Annotated in this window: 17 protein-coding genes, 1 tRNA gene and 1 pseudogene; 12 read left to right on the forward strand and 7 right to left on the reverse strand. The window is 64.4% G+C overall.

All coding sequences use genetic code 11. From position 1 onward, the window contains the following. Positions 1-56 precede the first annotated feature (56 nt). The 8 genes and pseudogenes from hutH to KYG_RS14470 all read left to right on the forward strand — a co-directional run bounded on the left by hutH (position 57) and on the right by KYG_RS14470 (position 8,719). Positions 57-1,598, forward strand: a complete 1,542-nt coding sequence (gene hutH / locus KYG_RS14435; RefSeq protein ID WP_008905657.1) for a histidine ammonia-lyase — start codon at positions 57-59, stop codon at positions 1,596-1,598. A 38-nt stretch (positions 1,599-1,636) separates the two neighbouring features. After that, positions 1,637-3,361 (forward strand): urocanate hydratase, encoded by a 1,725-nt coding sequence (gene hutU / locus KYG_RS14440; RefSeq protein WP_034694764.1) that lies wholly within the window; start codon positions 1,637-1,639, stop codon positions 3,359-3,361. A gap of 46 nt (positions 3,362-3,407) precedes the next feature. Next, positions 3,408-4,250 (forward strand): phytanoyl-CoA dioxygenase family protein, encoded by an 843-nt coding sequence (locus KYG_RS14445; protein WP_008905659.1) that lies wholly within the window; start codon positions 3,408-3,410, stop codon positions 4,248-4,250. Further along, complete coding sequence (locus tag KYG_RS14450) at positions 4,247-4,846, forward strand: HutD family protein (RefSeq protein WP_008905660.1); 600 nt, start codon at positions 4,247-4,249, stop codon at positions 4,844-4,846. Before KYG_RS14445 ends, KYG_RS14450 begins: the two co-directional genes overlap by 4 nt. A 69-nt stretch (positions 4,847-4,915) precedes the next feature. Next, on the forward strand, positions 4,916-6,163 hold the full coding sequence (hutI, locus tag KYG_RS14455; RefSeq protein WP_008905661.1) for an imidazolonepropionase: 1,248 nt from the start codon (positions 4,916-4,918) through the stop codon (positions 6,161-6,163). Then, positions 6,160-7,555 (forward strand): annotated as a pseudogene (locus KYG_RS14460) (formimidoylglutamate deiminase). Before hutI ends, KYG_RS14460 begins: the two are co-directional and overlap by 4 nt. 21 nt (positions 7,556-7,576) lie before the next feature. Further along, positions 7,577-8,392, forward strand: coding sequence for an N-formylglutamate deformylase (gene hutG, locus KYG_RS14465; RefSeq protein WP_008905662.1), 816 nt, complete (start codon positions 7,577-7,579; stop codon positions 8,390-8,392). A 117-nt stretch (positions 8,393-8,509) separates the two neighbouring features. After that, positions 8,510-8,719, forward strand: a complete 210-nt coding sequence (locus KYG_RS14470) for a hypothetical protein (protein ID WP_008905663.1) — start codon at positions 8,510-8,512, stop codon at positions 8,717-8,719. Positions 8,720-8,749: 30 nt separating this feature from the next. Here KYG_RS14470 and asd read toward each other — a convergent pair whose 3' ends face one another. The 7 genes from asd to KYG_RS14505 all read right to left on the reverse strand — a co-directional run bounded on the left by asd (position 8,750) and on the right by KYG_RS14505 (position 15,071). Beyond that, positions 8,750-9,601 carry an archaetidylserine decarboxylase gene (asd, locus tag KYG_RS14475; RefSeq protein ID WP_034694750.1) on the reverse strand — a complete coding sequence of 284 codons (852 nt, stop codon included), beginning with the start codon at positions 9,599-9,601 and terminating at the stop codon, positions 8,750-8,752. A 62-nt stretch (positions 9,602-9,663) separates the two neighbouring features. Beyond that, positions 9,664-10,377 (reverse strand): ABC transporter ATP-binding protein, encoded by a 714-nt coding sequence (locus KYG_RS14480; RefSeq protein ID WP_008905665.1) that lies wholly within the window; start codon positions 10,375-10,377, stop codon positions 9,664-9,666. Position 10,378: 1 nt separating this feature from the next. Further along, positions 10,379-11,152 carry an ABC transporter ATP-binding protein gene (locus tag KYG_RS14485; RefSeq protein ID WP_008905666.1) on the reverse strand — a complete coding sequence of 258 codons (774 nt, stop codon included), beginning with the start codon at positions 11,150-11,152 and terminating at the stop codon, positions 10,379-10,381. Continuing rightward, positions 11,145-12,143 (reverse strand): branched-chain amino acid ABC transporter permease, encoded by a 999-nt coding sequence (locus tag KYG_RS14490; RefSeq protein ID WP_008905667.1) that lies wholly within the window; start codon positions 12,141-12,143, stop codon positions 11,145-11,147. The genes KYG_RS14485 and KYG_RS14490 overlap by 8 nt, the downstream gene beginning before the upstream one ends. Before the next feature lie 61 nt (positions 12,144-12,204). Then, positions 12,205-13,068, reverse strand: a complete 864-nt coding sequence (locus tag KYG_RS14495) for a branched-chain amino acid ABC transporter permease (protein WP_008905668.1) — start codon at positions 13,066-13,068, stop codon at positions 12,205-12,207. Between the two features lie 21 nt (positions 13,069-13,089). After that, the gene (locus KYG_RS14500; protein ID WP_008905669.1) at positions 13,090-13,731 is read right to left on the reverse strand and encodes a LysE family translocator; all 642 of its coding nucleotides are present in this window, start codon (positions 13,729-13,731) and stop codon (positions 13,090-13,092) included. A gap of 152 nt (positions 13,732-13,883) precedes the next feature. Beyond that, positions 13,884-15,071 carry an ABC transporter substrate-binding protein gene (locus KYG_RS14505; protein WP_008905670.1) on the reverse strand — a complete coding sequence of 396 codons (1,188 nt, stop codon included), beginning with the start codon at positions 15,069-15,071 and terminating at the stop codon, positions 13,884-13,886. A gap of 692 nt (positions 15,072-15,763) precedes the next feature. Here KYG_RS14505 and KYG_RS14510 point away from each other — a divergent pair. From KYG_RS14510 to KYG_RS14525, 4 genes are all read left to right on the forward strand, one after another. Further along, positions 15,764-16,723: an HPP family protein gene (locus tag KYG_RS14510; protein ID WP_008905671.1), complete on the forward strand. Its 960-nt coding sequence runs from the start codon at positions 15,764-15,766 to the stop codon at positions 16,721-16,723. A 283-nt stretch (positions 16,724-17,006) separates the two neighbouring features. Next, positions 17,007-17,261 (forward strand): translation initiation factor IF-1, encoded by a 255-nt coding sequence (infA, locus tag KYG_RS14515; RefSeq protein WP_008905672.1) that lies wholly within the window; start codon positions 17,007-17,009, stop codon positions 17,259-17,261. 95 nt (positions 17,262-17,356) lie between these two features. After that, positions 17,357-17,433 (forward strand) — tRNA-Pro (locus tag KYG_RS14520). A gap of 171 nt (positions 17,434-17,604) precedes the next feature. Beyond that, entirely contained in the window at positions 17,605-18,408 is an 804-nt protein-coding gene (locus tag KYG_RS14525) for a DUF1624 domain-containing protein (RefSeq protein ID WP_008905673.1), read from the forward strand. Positions 18,409-18,464 lie beyond the last annotated feature (56 nt).

The following is an 18,464-nucleotide window of genomic DNA, read 5'->3' on the forward strand; positions in this document are numbered from 1 at the left end:
GCCAAAAGCTCAGAATTTTTTCGCTTGTACCTACTTGTATATACAGGATCAACGCCATGACAAAAGCCACCACTTCCTCCCTGACCCTGCTCCCCGGCCATGTGTCGTTGGCCTCGCTGCGCAGCATCTATGCCGCGCCCGTGCAATTGTCGCTGGACCCGTCCGCGCGGGCCCTCATGCAGGCGTCGCTGGCCACGGTGCAGCGTATCGTTGATGAAGACCAGGTCGTCTATGGCATCAACACCGGCTTTGGCAAGCTCGCCAGCACCAAGATTGCGCACGAGCGCCTGGCCGAGCTGCAGCGCAACCTGGTGCTGTCGCACAGCGTGGGCACGGGCGATGCGCTTGCGGACGATGTGGTGCGCCTCATCCTTGCGACCAAGGCCATCAGCCTGGCGCGTGGCCATTCGGGCATCCGGCCCGAGATCGTGGATGCGCTGCTGGCCATGGCCAACGCCAATGTGCTTCCTGTTATTCCGGCCAAGGGTTCCGTCGGCGCATCGGGTGACCTGGCGCCGCTCGCCCACCTGGCCTGTGTGCTGATCGGGGAAGGGCAGGCCAAGGTGGATGGCAAGGTGGTGTCGGGGGCGGAGGCCATGCGCTCCATCGGTTTGCAGCCGTTTGTGCTGGGTCCCAAGGAAGGGCTGGCGCTGCTCAACGGCACGCAGGTGTCCACCTCACTCGCGCTGGCCGGGCTGTTCGGCGCGGAGAGCGTGTTCGCTGCAGCGCTGGTCGCGGGCTGCCTGTCACTCGAAGCCATCAAGGGCTCGGTCAAGCCCTTTGATGCGCGCATCCACGAAGCGCGCGGCCAGGCCGGGCAGATTGCCGTGGCTGCCGCTGTGCGCGCCTTGCTCGACGGCAGCGCCATCGACCCATCGCACCCCAACTGCGGCCGCGTGCAAGACCCGTACTCCATTCGCTGCGTGCCGCAGGTGATGGGCGCGTGCCTGGACAACCTGCACCACGCCGCGCGCGTGCTCACCATCGAGGCGAACGCCGCGTCGGACAACCCCCTGGTGTTCGACAACGGCGACGTGATCTCCGGCGGCAACTTCCACGCCGAGCCGGTCGCCTTTGTGGCCGACATCATTGCGCTCGCCGTGGCCGAGATCGGCGCCATCTCCGAGCGCCGTCTGTCGCTGCTGCTGGATCCAGGCTTGTCAGGCCTGCCGGCTTTCCTGATCCGCGACAGTGGCGTGAACTCCGGCTTCATGATCGCCCAGGTCACCGCCGCCGCGCTGGCAGCCGAGAACCAGTGCCTGGCCAACCCCAGCAGCGTGACCAGTCTGCCCACATCGGCCAACCAGGAGGACCATGTCTCCATGGCCACCTACGGCGCACGCCGACTGGGCGACATGGTGCGCAACGCGGCCGTGATGGTGGGCATCGAGGCCATGGCCGCTGCGCAGGGCATGGAGTTCGACCGCAGCTTGAAATCCTCTCCGCTCGTCGAAGCACAGTTCGCCGCCATCCGCGAGCGTGTGGCCTACCTGGAGCAAGACCGCTACCTTGCCACCGACATCGAAGCCATGCGCGCATGGGCCCAGCAGTCCCCCTGGCCTGCCGCGCTCACGCAGTGTCTGCCCAGCTTCGCCTGATTTTTTCCACGCACACCCACTATTCACAGGAGCCCACCATGAACGCCAACGACGCCATCATCGCCGCCGCCTCCAACACCGACCCCCGCCACGACGCCAGCCGCGTGATCCGCGCGCCGCGCGGCACAGAACTCACCTGCAAGAGCTGGCTCACCGAAGCGGCCTACCGCATGATCCAGAACAACCTGGACGCCGAAGTGGCCGAGCGCCCGCAGGACCTGGTGGTGTACGGCGGCATTGGCCGTGCCGCGCGCAACTGGGAGTGTTTTGACCAGATCCTCGCCTCGCTCAAGGACCTGAACGACGACGAGACCCTGCTCATCCAGTCCGGCAAGCCCGTGGGCGTGTTCAAGACCCACGCCAACGCGCCGCGCGTGCTGCTGGCCAACAGCAACCTGGTGCCGAAGTGGGCCAATTGGGAGCACTTCAGCGAACTGGACCAGAAGGGCCTGTTCATGTACGGCCAGATGACGGCGGGCAGCTGGATCTACATCGGCACGCAAGGCATCGTGCAGGGCACGTATGAAACCTTTGCAGAAGCCGGGCGCAAACACTACGGCGGCTCGCTGGAAGGCAAGTGGATACTGACCGCAGGCCTGGGCGGCATGGGCGGCGCGCAGCCGCTGGCCGCTACCTTTGCGGGCGCGGTGTCGCTCAACATCGAATGCCAGCAAAGCAGCATCGACTTCCGCCTGCGCACGCGCTATGTGGACAAACAGGCGCGCGACATCGACCATGCTTTCGAGCTGATCCAGCAGCACACGGCTGCCAAAGAGGCCGTGTCGATTGCGCTGCTGGGCAATGCCGCAGAAATCCTGCCTGAGCTGGTGCGTCGTGCGAAAGCTGGTGGCCTCAAGCCCGACCTGGTGACCGACCAGACCTCGGCCCATGACCTCGTCAACGGCTACCTGCCCGCAGGCTGGACGGTGGCCCAGTGGCGTGCCGCGCAGCAGGACGTGACCCAGCACGAGGTGCTGAAAAAGGCCGCCGCCAAATCGTGCGCCGTGCATGTGCAGGCCATGCTCGACTTCCAGCACATGGGCATCCCGGTGGTGGACTACGGCAACAACATCCGCCAGGTGGCGTTCGACGAAGGCGTGAAGGACGCGTTCGACTTCCCCGGCTTTGTTCCCGCCTACATCCGCCCGCTGTTCTGCGAAGGCAAGGGCCCGTTCCGCTGGGTGGCGCTCTCGGGCGACCCGGAGGACATCCGCAAGACCGACGCCAAGATCAAGGAGCTGTTCCCCGAGAACAAGCATGTGCACCGCTGGCTCGACATGGCAGGCGAACGGATTGCCTTCCAGGGCCTGCCCGCGCGCATCTGCTGGCTGGGCTTGGGCGAGCGCCACATTGCGGGCCTGGCCTTCAACGAGATGGTGAAAAACGGCGAACTCAAGGCCCCCATCGTGATCGGCCGTGACCACCTGGACACCGGCAGCGTGGCCAGCCCCAACCGTGAGACCGAAGGCATGAAGGACGGCACCGACGCCGTGAGCGACTGGCCGCTGCTCAACGCGCTGCTCAACACCGCAGGCGGCGCCACCTGGGTCAGCCTGCACCACGGCGGCGGCGTGGGCATGGGCTACTCGCAGCACTCGGGCATGGTCATCGTGGCTGACGGCACCGATGCTGCGGCTCAACGCCTTGCCAATGTGCTGGTTAACGACTGCGGCAGCGGCGTGATGCGCCATGCAGACGCGGGCTATGAACTGGCCGTGGAAACTGCCAAGAAGCAGGGGCTGAAGCTGCCGATGGTGAAGTGATCAGCGCTGACCTGTATTGAAGAGACCTTGTTGAGTGGAGCCCACCATGACGACGCTTCCCACACCAGAAGCCCTGCAGCAAAGGGTTGCGCAGCGCCTGACGGCGGACGATATCGCCCGCTTTGACCGCGATGGCGCACTCTGCATCAAACAGCTGCTCACACCCGATGAAGTGGCGCTGCTGCGCGCAGGCATCGACGCCAACCTGGCCGCGCCCAGCCCGCGCGCCAAGGTAGCCAGCCGCCCGGACGACCCCGGCCGATTTTTCGAGGACTTCTGCAACTGGCAGGACATCCCGCAGTTTGGCCGCTTTGTGCAAGAGACGCCGCTGGCCCTGGCCGCGCAGCGGCTCATGCAGTCCCGCACCGTGCGGCTGTACCACGACCATGTGCTGGTCAAAGAGCCGGGCACGCGCCAGAAGACGCCCTGGCACCAGGACCAGCCTTACTACAACATCGACGGCATGCAGAACGTGAGCATGTGGATACCGGTGGACCCGGTCTCGCGCGCCGCGACGCTGGAGTTTGTGGCGGGTTCACACAAGGGCCCATGGCTCATGCCGCGCACCTTCATGGACAACCAGGCCAAGTGGTTCCCCGAAGGCAGCCTGCAGGACCTGCCCAACGTCGAGGCCGACCGCGACGCCTTCCCCATCGTGGGCTGGGAGATCGAGCCCGGTGACGTGGTGTGTTTCCACATGCTCACGCTGCACGCGGCGGGCGGGGTGGAGGGGCCGAACCGCCGACGCGTGTTCTCGGTGCGTTTTATGGGCGACGATATTCGCCACGCGCCCCGGCAGTGGAAGACTTCGCCGGAGTTTCCAGGCCTGGCCGACGAGCTGCCGGCGGGGGCCGAAATGAATCACCCGCTCTTTCCCGTGCTGGTATGACCCTGGCGTTTTTCGACCTCGCCACTGTGCCCGCCACGCCGTGGAGAAACGGCGGAGGCAGTACCCGCGAACTGGCCAGCTGGCCGCCCGCGTCTGCTGCAGCCGGAGGCATGGACAGCTTTGACTGGCGTGTGAGCGTTGCCACCATTGCGGCGCCGGGGCCGTTCTCGGCGTTTGCGGGCGTTGACCGGCAGATCATGTTGCTCGACGGCGATGGTGTGCATCTGGCCAGCAGCGGCTGGCAGCACACGCTGGCCGAGCGCTGGCAGCCGTTTGCCTTCTCGGGCGATGAGGTCGTGGACTGCGCCATGTTGGGTGGCACGTCTACCGATTTCAACCTCATGCTGCGCCGTGGTGTCTGCAAGGGCACACTGCAGGTGCTGCGCAATGAGCCGCCGCCGGCGTGGGCCGGGTTGTGCATGGTGCTCCAGGGGCAGTGGAAGGTGGTGCAAGCGGAGGCGGCCGCGCGCGTGTTGACTGCGGGGCAGGGCGCCTGGTGGATGGGCGCCGCGCCGCAACGCCTGCAGCCTGTGCGCGATCCGGGCCGCGCAGACCCCGTGCTGGCCTTTGTTGCACTGGAGCGTGGGGCACCCTGAATATTCGAATGAAATTGGCCTCTAGCGCTTATCTGTAAAGCGCTAACAGCTATCAATTATGTAGCGATTATGACAACATTCACAGCCCCCAGCGCCGACGGCCTCTGGTACGACGTGCGGCTCGTGCCCGAACTCTCGGTGCCTGACCAGCCCCTGGCCGCTGGCGATGCCGCCTGCATCGTGGTGCAGGGCGGAGCCGTGCAATGGACAGGGCCCGACTCCTCCCTGCCAGCCGCATATTCCGGCCTGCCGCGCCACGATGGCCGCGGTGCCCTGGTCACCCCCGGCCTGGTGGACTGCCACACGCACCTGGTCTATGGCGGGCAACGCGCCAACGAATTTGCGATGCGGCTCGCAGGCGCCACGTATGAAGAGGTGGCCAAGGCGGGCGGGGGCATTGTGTCGTCGGTGCGCGCAACGCGCGAGGCCAGTGAAGACGAACTCTTCGCGCTGGCCGTGCCGCGCCTGCAGGCCCTGCTGGACGAGGGCGTGTGCGCCATCGAGATCAAGTCAGGTTACGGCCTGGCGCTGGAACATGAGCGCAAGCAGCTGCGCGTGGCCCGCCGCCTGGGCGAGGCCTTTGGCATGGCGGTGCGCACCACCTTCCTCGGCGCGCATGCGCTGCCGCCCGAATACGCTGGGCGCAGCCAGGACTACACCGACCTTGTCTGCAACGAGATGCTGCCTGCGCTGGCGGCCGAAGGCCTGGTCGATGCGGTGGATGTGTTCTGCGAACGCATTGCCTTCACGCTGGCGGAGACTGAGCAGGTGTTCCAGGCTGCACAAAAGCTGGGCATCCCCGTCAAACTGCATGCGGAGCAGCTGTCCGACATGGGTGGATCGGCGCTGGCCGCGCGCTATGGCGCGCTGTCGTGCGACCACATCGAGCACCTGTCGGCCGACGGCATCGCTGCGATGAAGGCTTCAGGCACCGTGGCCGTGCTGCTGCCCGGCGCCTACTACACGTTGCGTGACACGCACCTGCCCCCCATTGCGCAGCTGCGCGAGGCCGGTGTGCCCATGGCGGTATCCACCGACCACAACCCCGGCACCTCGCCCGCACTCAGCCTGCTGCTCATGGCCAACATGGCCTGCACGCTGTTCCGCCTGACGGTGCCCGAGGCGCTGGCAGGCATTACCACCCACGCTGCGCGCGCGCTGGGCCTGCAAAGCACCCACGGCCTCCTCGCATCCGGCAGGCCCGCCAACTTTGTGCTGTGGCCGGTGGGCGAGGCGGCCGAACTGGCCTACTGGCTGGGCCAAAAGCCTGCCTGCACCATCGTGCGGCAAGGGCGCATTCACGGAGTCATGCCATGACGCAACAGCTGTTCGCCACAGATGCTTTGCTGCCCACGGGCTGGGCGCGCAATGTGCTGATCACCTGGGATGGGGCAGGGTGCATCACTGGCGTCACGCCCAACGCCCAGCCAAATGGTGCCGCCATGGCCCCGGGCCCCGTGCTGCCCGGCATGCCCAACCTGCACTCGCACGCCTTCCAGCGCGCGTTTGCGGGCCTGACCGAGTACCGGGGGGAAAGCCAGGACAGCTTCTGGAGCTGGCGCAACCTGATGTACCGCTTTGCGGCGCGCATCACGCCCGAATCGCTGGAGGCCATTGCCACCTGGCTGTACGTGGAGATGCTGGAGGCGGGCTACACCAGCGTGTGCGAGTTCCACTACGTGCACCATGACCAGGATGGCACGCCATATGCCGATGACGCCACGCTGTCGCTCGCACTGCTGCGTGCAGCGCAACGTGCGGGCATTGGCATCACGCTGCTGCCGGTGCTGTACCAGACGAGCGGCTTTGGCGCCAAGCCACCGCGTGCGGACCAGGCACGCTTCATTCGCAGCACCGACAACGTGCTCTCATTATTGGAGCGCCTTGCGCCCGCTGCTCAAGCGCAAGGGGCCGTTTTGGGCCTCGCACCGCACTCATTGCGCGCGGTGCCGCCCGGCAGCCTGGCGGCTGCCGTGCAGGGCCTCACGGCGCTCAACGCGCAGGCGCCCATCCACATCCACATTGCCGAGCAGACGCAGGAGGTTCAGGATTGTGTGGCCTGGAGCGGCCAGCGCCCGGTGCAGTGGCTGCTGGAGCACGCACCCGTGGACGAGCGCTGGTGCCTGGTGCACGCCACGCACATGACCCCGCAGGAGTACCAGGACGCAGCGCGCACGGGCGCCGTGGCGGGCATCTGCCCCACTACCGAGGCCAACCTGGGTGACGGCATCTTCGACATGCCGCTGTGGCTGCAGCACGGCGGGCGCTGGGGTGTGGGCTCGGACAGCCATGCCTGCGTGAATGCGGCAGAGGAATTGCTGATGCTCGAGTACGGCCAGCGCCTGTCGCTGCGCCAGCGCAATGTGCTGGCCGCCGCAGCGCAACCCGAGGTGGCCACCGCCATGACCTTGCAGGCCGTGCAGGGCGGGGCGCAGGCCGCAGGCCGCGCCATGGGTGGGCTGGGCAGGGCCTGGGTGGTCGGGCCAGCAGGCCGACCTGGTGGCGCTGGATGCGCGGCACGTGGCGCTGCGCGATTTGCCTGCGCATAGCATGCTGTCGGCCCATGTGTTTGGCAGCCACCGCACCTCGGCCATCGACAGCGTGTGGGTGGCGGGGCAGCGGCGCATCACGGGCGGCCGACACACGCTGCACGATGCGGCGGCCCATGCGTTTGTAGCGGCGCGCTCGGCCACCATTGCATCCGATTGAATTCATATCCGTGAGCTTGTGATGACCGATACCTCTCCACCTCCTTTTGTCTTTTACCCCGGTACCGCGCCGCTGCTGGTGTCCATGCCCCATGCGGGTACCTATGTGCCGCATGCGCTGGCCGCGCGCTTCACCGACGAGGCACGCCAGGTACCTGACACCGACTGGCACATGGAGCGCCTCTATGCGTTTGCCAAGGACATGGGCGCGTCCATCCTCGTGGCCACGTACTCGCGGTATGTGGTCGATCTGAACCGCCCGCCCGATGGGGCCAGCCTCTACCCTGGCCAAAGCGTCACCGGCCTGTGCCCGGTCGATACGTTTGACGACACGCCCATCTATGCCCGGGGCGATGTGCCCGATGATGGCGAGGTGGCCGCGCGCCGCGATGCCGTCTGGGCGCCGTACCACGCGCAACTGCGTGCAGAGCTGGACAGCATCCGTGCGCAGCATGGTGTGGCGGTGCTGTGGGATGCGCACTCCATCCGCTCGGTGCTGCCGCGCTTCTTTGAAGGCAAGCTGCCCGACCTGAACCTGGGCACGGCCAACGGCGAGAGCTGCGACCCGGCGCTGGCGCAGGAACTGCTGGCCATCGCCAAAGAGGCCCGGGGCTACACCGCCGTGCTCAATGGCCGCTTCAAGGGCGGGCACATCACGCGCCAGTATGGGAACCCCGCGCAGAACATACACGCGGTGCAGCTGGAGATGACGCAGTGCAGCTACATGCAGGAGGCCCTGCCGTTTGACTACCTGCCCGAGGTGGCAGCGGGCGTGCAGCCACACCTGCGCCGCATGTTGGAGGCTGCGATGGCCTTTGCGGAAGCGCAATCAGTTTGAAATGGGCACCCCGCGGCGGGAGGGATCGGTGCTAGTATGGCTTGGTCGGTCCGCCATGGACCGCCGTCTGGGCCCGCATCACGCAGAGGCCCGTTGTAGCGGGAGGAGCCGCACCCCATGGACCCCACCGCTTATTACTACATGCCCCTGTTCAAGCCCGGCGCTTTTGTGCAATGGAATCACCAGCGCGAAACCGTGAGCCATGTGGTGGTGCGCCGCAATGCACTGATGGTGTACCTGGTGGGCCACGATTCCCCCGTGCACCCAGACGCACTGCACGTGGCGCCCACAGCCTTTCAGCTCACACGCGCGCCCGACCGGCTTTGAAGGCGGGCAGCCCCGCTGAAGGCGTGAGCTTTAGACGCCAGCGCGCTGCGCCATGGCTTCACCCAGCTGGATGGGGCGCGCGGGCGCCCATTGCGGGTTGAATTGCAGCGGCCCCTGCGGGAACAGCATCACCACGGTGGAGCCGAGCAGGAAGCGGCCCATTTCCTCACCCTTCTGCAGACTCACCTGGCCCTTGGCGTAGTCCCACTGCCGCAGCACGCCGGTGCGTGGCGGGTTCACCTGCCCATGCCACACGGTGGCCATGCTGCCTACGATGGTGGCGCCCACGAGTACCAGCACAAACGGCCCTTGGGCCGATTCAAAGAAGCACACCACGCGCTCATTGCGCGCGAACAGTCCGGGCACGCCGCGTGCCGTGGTGGGGTTCACCGAAAACAGGTCGCCCGGCACATGCACCATGCGCGTGAGCTCGCCTGTGCAAGGCATGTGGATGCGGTGGTAGTCGCGTGGGCTCAGGTACAGCGTGGCGAAATGGCCGTTTTCAAAACGGGCTGCGGCGGCCGCATCGCCACCCACCAGGGCGGTGGTGGAGTAGGTGTGCCCCTTGGCCTGGAAGACCTGGTCCTTGGCAATGGGGCCGAACTGGCTGATGGCGCCGTCCACAGGGCAGATCAGGTCGGCCTGGGCCAGCGGGCGGGCGCCTGGCTTGAGCGCCCGCGTGAAGAAGTCGTTGAACGACGTGTAGCTGGCAATGTCGGGATTCGCCGCTTCGGCCATGTTGACGTTGTAGCGAGCGACAAACCTGCGGATCACCGACGTGGTGAGGCCCCCGAGGCGGGCCGACGCAAACTTGCCCGCCAGGGTGGTCAGTGCCTGCTTGGGCATAAGGTATTGCGGCAGAACTGCCAGGCGATCAGACACGGGCGAACCCCTCGAAGACGAAAGCGGACGATTCTATCGGCGCGCGCAGGGCCGCCGCCGATTCATACACCGAGGTACTGCTCCAGCAGCTGGGGCTCGGCATGCAGCGCGTCTGAGCTGCCCTCAAACACCACCTGGCCCTTGACAAGGATGACATTGCGGTCGGTGATCTGCGTCACATGTTTCCAGTTCTTGTCCACGATCACGCTGCTGATGCCGCTGTCCTTGATGAGGCTGCAGATGCGCCAGATCTCGCGGGCGATCAGCGGGGCCAGGCCCTCGGTCGCTTCGTCGAGGATGAGCACATCCGGGTTGGTCATCAGCGCGCGGCCAATGGTCAGCATCTGTTGCTCGCCCCCGCTGAGCTGCTGGCCACCGTGGCCGAGACGCTCCTTCAGGCGCGGGAAGGTCTCCAGTACACGCTCGTGGGTCCAGTCGCGCTGGCCGCGTGTGCCGGCGCGCGCGGCCATCTGCAGGTTTTCGACCACGCTCAGGTTGCCGAAGATACCCCGGCCCTCGGGCACGTAGGCAATGCCCAGCCGGGCCACTTCGTAGGGCGGCTTGCCCGTCACATCGCGGCCCGCCACGGCCACGCTGCCCGAGCGGGGCTTGACCAGGCCCATCAGCGACTTGAGCAGGGTGCTCTTGCCCATGCCGTTGCGGCCCATGAGGCCGATCGTCTCGCCCTGGCCCACCGTGAAGTCAATGCCGTGCAGGATGTGGCTGCTGCCGTAGAAGGTGTGGATGCCCTTGGCATCGATCCATGGAGTGCTCATCTCAGTGGTCCTCACCCAGGTAGGCAGCCTGCACCATGGCATCGGCGCGCACCTCGGGTGGCGAGCCATGTGCGATTACTTCACCGTTGACCATCACGGTGAGGTGGTCGGCCAGTGCAAACACGGCATCCATGTCGTGCTCTACCAGCATGATGGCGTGGGCGGGCTTGAGGCGCTGAAGCAGCTCGACCATGCGCTCGGCCTCGGCCACGCCCATGCCGGCCAGGGGTTCGTCAAGCAGCAGCACCTGGGGCTCGGTGGCCAGGGTCATTGCGATTTCGAGCTGGCGCTGTTCGCCATGGCTCATGGCCCCGGCGATGGCCATGCGCCGGTTTTTCAAGCCAGAAAGCTCGATAGCGCTTTCCAGGCGTGCGTTGGTAGCTCTGTTTTTTATAGTGTCTGAGCGGGTGTCCTGCCACCAGCGCAACGGGTTCCAGGGCTGTTGTGCATCGCGCGACTGGGCGGCCAGGCGCACGTTTTCGTGCACGGTGAGCGGTAGAAAGATGTTGGTCTTCTGGTAGCTGCGGCCCAAACCCTGGCGCGAGATGCGCTCGGGCGCCCATCCAGTGACTTCGGTAGCACCCAGGTGCACCTGGCCCGACGTGGGCACAAGGTCGCCCGAGAGAAGGTTGGTCAGCGTGGATTTGCCCGCGCCGTTCGGGCCGATCACCGCATGGATCCGGCCGCGCCACAGCTCGACCGACACGCCATTCACGGCGGCGAGACCGCCAAATCGTTTGGTGAGCTGGCGCGCCGAGAGCAATACCTCAGCCATGGCGCTCGTCCTCCGTCGCCTGGGTGGCCCGGCGCTGCCCCAGCATGCCCAGCAAGCCGCGGGGCGCCGCCACCACCACCAGCACAATGAACCCGCCCATCAGCAACTGCCAGTGCTTGGTGATGTCCTTGAATACATGCAACAGGTATTCGAATGCAAAAGCACCGACGATGGCGCCCGCAAAGTTGCCCATGCCGCCCAGGATGACCATCATGATGGCGTGGGCGCTCATGTGAAAGCCCATCAACTCGGGGTTCACGTAGCCTGTCTGGGCACCCCACAGATATCCAGCCAGGCCCGCCAGTGCGCCCGCCACGGTGAACGCGGTGAGCTTGTAGCCGCGGGTGCCAAAGCCCATCGCGCGCATACGGTGCTCATTGATGCGGATGCCCGCCAGCGCACGGCCCAGCGGGCTCCACAACAGGCGCCGCAGCAGCACATAGACCAGCACGACCAGCGCCAGGGTGAAGTAGTAAAACGTCTTGCGACCTTCCAGGTCGAACGGCAGCCAGCCCAGGATGGACGCATCAGGCCGGAAGTTGATGTACAGCCCGTCTGATCCCCCCAGCACCTTGTTGTCGAAGAACAGGTAGAAGACCATCTGCGCGAACGCCATGGTGACCATGATGAAGTAGATGCCATGGGTGCGCACCACAAAGAACCCGATCACCAGCGCCACGAGGCCGGACACAGCCACTGCGAGCGGCAGCGACCACCACAGGCTGACCGGCATGTCCGCAGGGGTAAGAAAGGCGAGGGCGTAGCCCGCCACGCCAAAGTAGGCGGCGTGACCGAGCGACACCAGGCCAGTCACACCCTGGAGCAGATCCAGGCTCATGGCAAAAATGGCCATGATCATCATGCGCGTGACCATCTGAACGTAGAAGTCGGTGCCGACCACAGGGAACAACAGCAGCGCAGCCAGGCCGAGCCCCAGGGCGAACTGCACGCTGCGCGGCAGCGCTTCAATATTGGCGCGGGGCGTGCTCATGCGGGTGAACCTGGTCGAGAAACGGGTAACGTTTGCGTAACAAAAAGCGGGGGGTGTGCTGTCATTGTTTGAAAAGGCCTTCGGGTTTCCACAGCAGCACGGCGGCCATCAGCATGTAGACCAGCATCCCGGCCATGGAGGGGAGCAGTACCTTGCCGAAGGTATCGACCAGCCCCACAAGCAGGGCGGAGATCAGCGCGCCCCGCACCGATCCGATGCCGCCGATGACCACCACCACGAAACACATGATGAGCACCGACGAACCCATGTTCGGGTAGACGCTGGAGACGGGTGCGGCCACCATGCCCGCCACCGCTGCCAGGCCCACACCGAGCGCGAAAACGATGGCGTGGATGAGCTTGATGTTCACCCCCAGTGATTCGGCCATGTCGCGGTTGAAAGCTCCAGCGCGAATCTTCATGCCCAGGCGGGTTCTGGAGATCAGCAGATACAAACCAATCGCCAGTGCAATGCAGACGCCCGAGATGAACAGGCGGTATATCGGGTACGAGAGGGTGTCGGTGAGTGGTATGGACCAGTCCAGCACTGCCGGGATGGCGACACCGTGCACGTCATCACCCCACAAGATGGACCGCAGCTCCTCAAAGATGTAGATGAGGCCGAAAGTCAGCAGCACCTGATCGAGGTGGTCGCGGTGATAGAAATGCCGAATCAGCAGCCATTCGAGCGCGAGACCGAACACCACGGCCAGAGCCGCGCCACCCACAATTGCCAGCGTGAGGCTGCCAAAGTAGCCCGAGAGTGAATACGCAAGGTAGGCACCCAGCATGTAAAAGCTTCCGTGTGCCAGGTTCACCACGCCCATGATGCCGAATATGAGCGTGAGCCCGGCGGCCAGCATGAACAGCAGCAACCCGTACTGCACGCTGTTGAGCAGCTGGATCAGAAAGGTAGCGAAATCCATGGTGGGCAAACAGACTGGAGATCAGGTGGCGCGGCGTGTGGCCAGCAAAAGGGTGCCCATCAGTGTGAACAGGCCGCCCGAGATGCGGTTGAACCAGCGCATGCGTGCGCCAGAACGCAAAACGGGTGCCAGCCTTGCTACACCCAGTGCACAAAGCGTGAGCACTGTGCATTCAAAAGCTGCAAAGGTGCTTGCCAGCACGGCAAACTGCGGCGCAAAGGCGGCGGTCGGGTCCAGAAACTGGGGGAAAAACGCCGTGAAGAACAGCAGGGCCTTGGGGTTGCTGCCGCCCACGATCAGACCCTGGATGTAGAGCTTGCGCGCGGGCACAACGGCCTTGGCCTGTGTGCCGCTGGCGGGCATCTTGTCAAACACCGTGGTCGGGCCGCGAAACGTCTTGATGCCAAGCCAGATCAGATATGCCGCGCCCGCAGCCTTGAGCACCCAGAAGGCAGTCTCCGATGCCGCCAGCAATGCGCCCAGGCCCAGGGCCGAAAGCAGCATGGTGCCCAGCACTGCCGTCACGCTGCCTGCAGCAGCGGCGAGGGCCTTGCGCGGGCCGTACTGCAGAGAATTGGTCATGCACATGAGCATCGTCGGGCCGGGCGAAAGAACCAGCAGGGCCACTGCGGCGAAGTAGAGCAGGTAGGTACTGAGCGACATAGGATCGGGTGGAAGGCAGGTGGCCGCAAGGTCCGGGCGCACAGCAGACAGTCCTGCCCTGGCGGCAGTCCATCAATGCATTGTGTCAAAGCTGGGGGCGAGCCGGACCCGAGGTCCAGCACGCGCCGTGTCCCGGGCCGTGGGTGAGCGCCTCAGCCCATGCGGCAGCCGGCACCGCTGTCGGCCAGGGCCTTGGCGGCAATGCCGATCACCTTGTTTTCCTTGTTTTCGACGCGGCGCAGGTAGATGTCCTGCACCGGGTTGTGTGCCTTGCTCATCGTCCACTTGCCGCGCGGGCTGTCGATGGTGGCGCTCTCCATGGCCTTGATGATGGCTGGCTTGGCAGACAGGTCGCCCTTGACGGCGTTGGCACCCTGCACCAGCAGCAGACCGGTGTCATAGCCTTGCACGGCGTACACATCGGGCTGGCTGCGGAAGGCCTTGGCGTATTCCAGGCGGAACTGCTTGTTGCGCGGGGTGTCCAGCGAGTCGCTGTAGTGCATCGTGGTGATGATGCCTTCGGCCGCCGGGCCTGCAGCCTCCAGCACCCCTTCGGTCAGAAAGCCCGATCCATACAGCGGAATCTTGTCCTTGAGCCCGGCAGCTGCATAGTCACGAATGAACTTGGCCGCACCACCCCCGGCGAAGAAGCACGCAACCGCATCGGGCTTGAGTGCGGCTATCTCGGTGAGCAGCGCCTGGAACTCCACATTGGGGAACGGCAATCCGAGCTCTTTGACGATCGTACCGCCTGCCTTGGTATAGCTGTCCTTGAAGCCCTCGAAAGCTTCGTCGCCCGCAGCGTACTTCCAGGTGATCCAGACGGCCTTCTTGTGGCCCCTTTCCACCATGGCCTTGCCCAGGGCCAGCGTGGGCTGGGAATTGCTGAACGACGTACGGAATACGTTGGGTGCACACAGGGCACGGGTGGCTGCGTGAACGCCCGCATTGGGGATCAGGTTGAGCACGCCGGTGTCGCGCGCCACTTTCTGGATGCCCATCTGCACGCCGGAATGAACGGTGCCTATCAGCACGTCGACCTTGTCACGCTGGACCAGCTTGCTGGCGTTCTCGACGCCTTTGCTGGGTTCGGATTCATCGTCCACCTTGAACCATTCAATATCACGCCCACCGAGCTTGCCGCCTTGCTGGTCGATGGCAAGCCGGACACCGTTCTCGATCGCCACCCCCAACTGGGCAAAGGTGCCTGTGTAGGGCAGCATGAATCCCACACGCACTTTGCCACTCTGAGCGCGCACGATGGAGGGCAGCAGCAGCCCTGTGGATGCTGCGCCGACAAGGGTGGCGCTGCGGCTGAGAACGAGGCGGCGGGTGGTCATGGATCTGTCTCCTTTGTTTAGGCTTAAAGTAATTTACTCCAAGCAATCTGTGGTGAATACCTATGGGTTACCCGTACCGGCGGACCCGTCTTCACAAGGTTCAACGGTGCCTGGCGGCCTATCTGGTGCGTCGCTTCGAGCAGTGCCTCATCTGTTCATTGAGCACCCCGCGCAAAGGGTGGCCTTGCGTGTCTCGACCTGCTCCGTGTCTATGAATTCAACTGCATTTCTAGTGGTGATATGCAATATAAGTCATAAAAATCCATTGAACCTCGTTTCCACTCCGGGTCGAGGCTTGCAAAAAATTGGAATCGCCCGCAGCGGGTTGCAGATGGTTGTCTGCGTCATCAGGGCGAGACGTGGGAGTGCGGACAGGCATCGGCGACACTTGCGGTTGCGAAAGCTCGTTAAGTTATTCACCGGGGACGTCGCCTGTCCCCAGACTGTCTATCCCAGGACGTCAGCGCTATTTCTATCTTGTCTTCATGTCCGGTTTTCAACCCTCCACATCATCCCCACCCCAGCCTCCAGTGCGTATGCGCCTAGTCAGATGGTTGGGGCATTTCTGGCCTGCTCCCCTTGGCATTGACGGCCGTGAAAGGCTACGTTTCATCGCTGGCGCGGTCTTCGGCGTTCTTTTGACGGCTGTGCTCAGCCGGTGGTGGGCGGGTGCTGCGGGGTCAGGTCCGTGGATGGTGGCATCCCTCGGAGCCAGCGCGGTGCTGGTTTTCGGGATGCCTTCCAGCCCGCTGGCGCAGCCGTGGCCGGTGCTGGGAGGGAGCACCTTGTCAGCGCTGGTTGGAGCCATCTGCTCGTCTGCGATTCCCGATATGGCGCTCGCAGGTGCCGTGGCGGTCGGACTTTCGGTTGCCCTGATGGTGCCCTTGCGCTGCCTGCATCCGCCGGGCGGGGCCATGGCGCTGTATGTGGTGTTGACCGCGGGGGATGGATGGCACCTGGCGGCGTTTCCCATCCTGTTCAACGTTGTGGTGCTGGTGGGTACGGCCGTGGTGTACAACAGCCTCACTGGACGCAGATATCCGCACCCCCAGCGCGTTGAAGCGGACGGCGATGTGGCGAATGGGGCTTTTACAGCCTCGGATGTGGATGCAGCGCTGGCCCACTACAACCAGGTGCTGGACGTCAGTCGCGCTGACCTCGAGGGCCTTTTGCATCTTGCAGGGCGTGCCGCGTTCCAGCGAACCTTGGGTGAGGTGCGTTGCGCTGACATCATGTCGCGGCCGCCGTTTGCGGTGGAGGCCGGTGTTTCATTGAAACAAGCCTGGGAATTGATGCGGTCCAAGCAAATCAAGGCGCTGCCCGTAGTGGACGGGCAGAATCAGGTGATCGGCATCGTGACGGTCGCGGATTTCATGCGGCTGGCGAATCTGGACACGCACGAAGGTCTGGGGCAGCGCTTGCGGTCGCTGGTGATGGGACGGGGAAGCCAGCCCAAAGACGTGGGCGAAATCATGACCCATCCGGTTCAGGTGGCACGCACGTCGCAGCACGCCATGGATCTGGTCCCCTTGTTCTCCCAGGGCGGACATCACCATATCCCGATCGTGGATTCGCAAGAGCGCCTCGCAGGTGTCATCACACAGACGGATCTCGTGCGTACCCTTGCCTCGGCGGTCCGGGGTCGTGATTGACGCCCTTCGCAACGCCAGAGAGGGCGGGTAACGGTGGTTTGAACCAAGGCCATAGGCAACGCGCAGTACATCGCGGTACAATTGAAAGGCTTTGCACAGCGCCCATGCTGTCCATTGAAGCCGTCTCCCCGGCCCTCTGCCTGATCTGCGCCCCGGGTGCAGCGACTCCCACCGCCCCGCAATGCACCGCGTGTCGACCATCGACCGCGTCGTAGGTGCCGTGGTGGGTGCATCCAGCGTTCAGGCGCCGATCACAGAATATTTGTTGGAAGAGATTCAGAACATGGCTAAAGAAGAACTTATTGAAATGCAAGGCTCCGTGACGGAAGTCTTGCCTGACTCGCGCTTTCGCGTCACGCTGGACAATGGTCACCAGCTCATTGCCTATACGGGCGGCAAGATGCGCAAGCACCACATTCGTATTTTGGCGGGTGACAAGGTTTCGCTGGAGATGTCTCCGTACGACCTTTCCAAAGGGCGCATCACATTCCGCCACCTCGCTGGCCGCGGCCCTGGCCCTTCCAGCAGCAACCGTTGAATTTTTTGCTGGCAGTGGTTCCCTTTTAAAAAAATCACAAAAAGCATTTGTGAACTTCAAAATGAGGGTGATTGCCGGGTTACAATACTAGCTGTCGGAGCGTAGCGCAGCCTGGTAGCGCATCTGCTTTGGGAGCAGAGGGTCGCGAGTTCGAATCCCGCCGCTCCGACCAATGTCTGAAGGCCTTGCAGCACACGCTGCAAGGCCTTTTTTCTTTGGCACCCCAACCACTCTGTATCGAGTTCATCGGTTTGGCCTTTGGTGCCAGCCAGGACCGTGTAAATGCGTACCATCGGCTCCTCTGGCGGGTACTGGCCCGCGCCCAGCTTTTGACGGTATTGCCATGCACCGTGCGCCTTCCTTGTTGACCGACCCATTTGCCACGTCACAGCGCTCACCGCGCTACGAGGGCGTGGATGCCCTGCGCGGGCTGGCCATGGTGTGGATGACGATTTTCCACTTCTGCTTTGACCTGAGCCACCTGGGGTTCTGGCCCCAGAATTTTCGCGCCGATCCGTTCTGGACGTCCCAGCGGACGGTGATCGTGAGCCTGTTCCTGTTCTGTGCCGGGCTGGGGCAGGCGATCGCGCTGCACCAGGGGCAGGGGTGGCTTCGTTTTGGTCGGCGGTGGTTGCAGATCGCTGGCTGCGCATTGCTGGTGTCTGCGGGCTCTTTCGTGATGTTTCCTCAGAGCTTCATCCATTTTGGGGTGCTGCATGGCATGGCGGTGATGCTGCTTGTCGCACGGTGCACGGCAGGCTGGGGGCGCTGGTTGTGGCTGGCGGGGCTGGTTGCGCTGGCGCTGCCGTCTGTCGCGCACCTGTTGCTCTCGGGGCCCTCGGTCGAGGCTGCACCCTGGTTCAATGGGCGCGCTTTCAACTGGTTGGGTCTGGTGTCTCGCAAGCCTTTCACAGAGGACTATGTTCCCGTGTTTCCATGGCTGGGCGTGCTGTGGTGGGGGCTGGCGTCTGGCCAGTGGGCCATGGCCAGGGGCAGGCAGCATTGGCTTCCATGGAAGCTGCCGGGTGGCCTGCGGCCGCTCGCGACGCTGGGACAATGGAGTTTGAGCTACTACATGTTGCACCAGCCGGTCATGATCGGGGTGCTGATGGTGGTGGCCTGGATGTCCAGGGGCGTGCAGGGGTAGGTTGGGACCAACCGTGGCTCGCCGGCGCTGTCTGGCGCGCCCACAAAAAAAACGCG

Source organism: Acidovorax sp. NO-1 (assembly GCF_000238595.1).
In the GTDB taxonomy this organism is placed as follows: domain Bacteria; phylum Pseudomonadota; class Gammaproteobacteria; order Burkholderiales; family Burkholderiaceae_C; genus Acidovorax.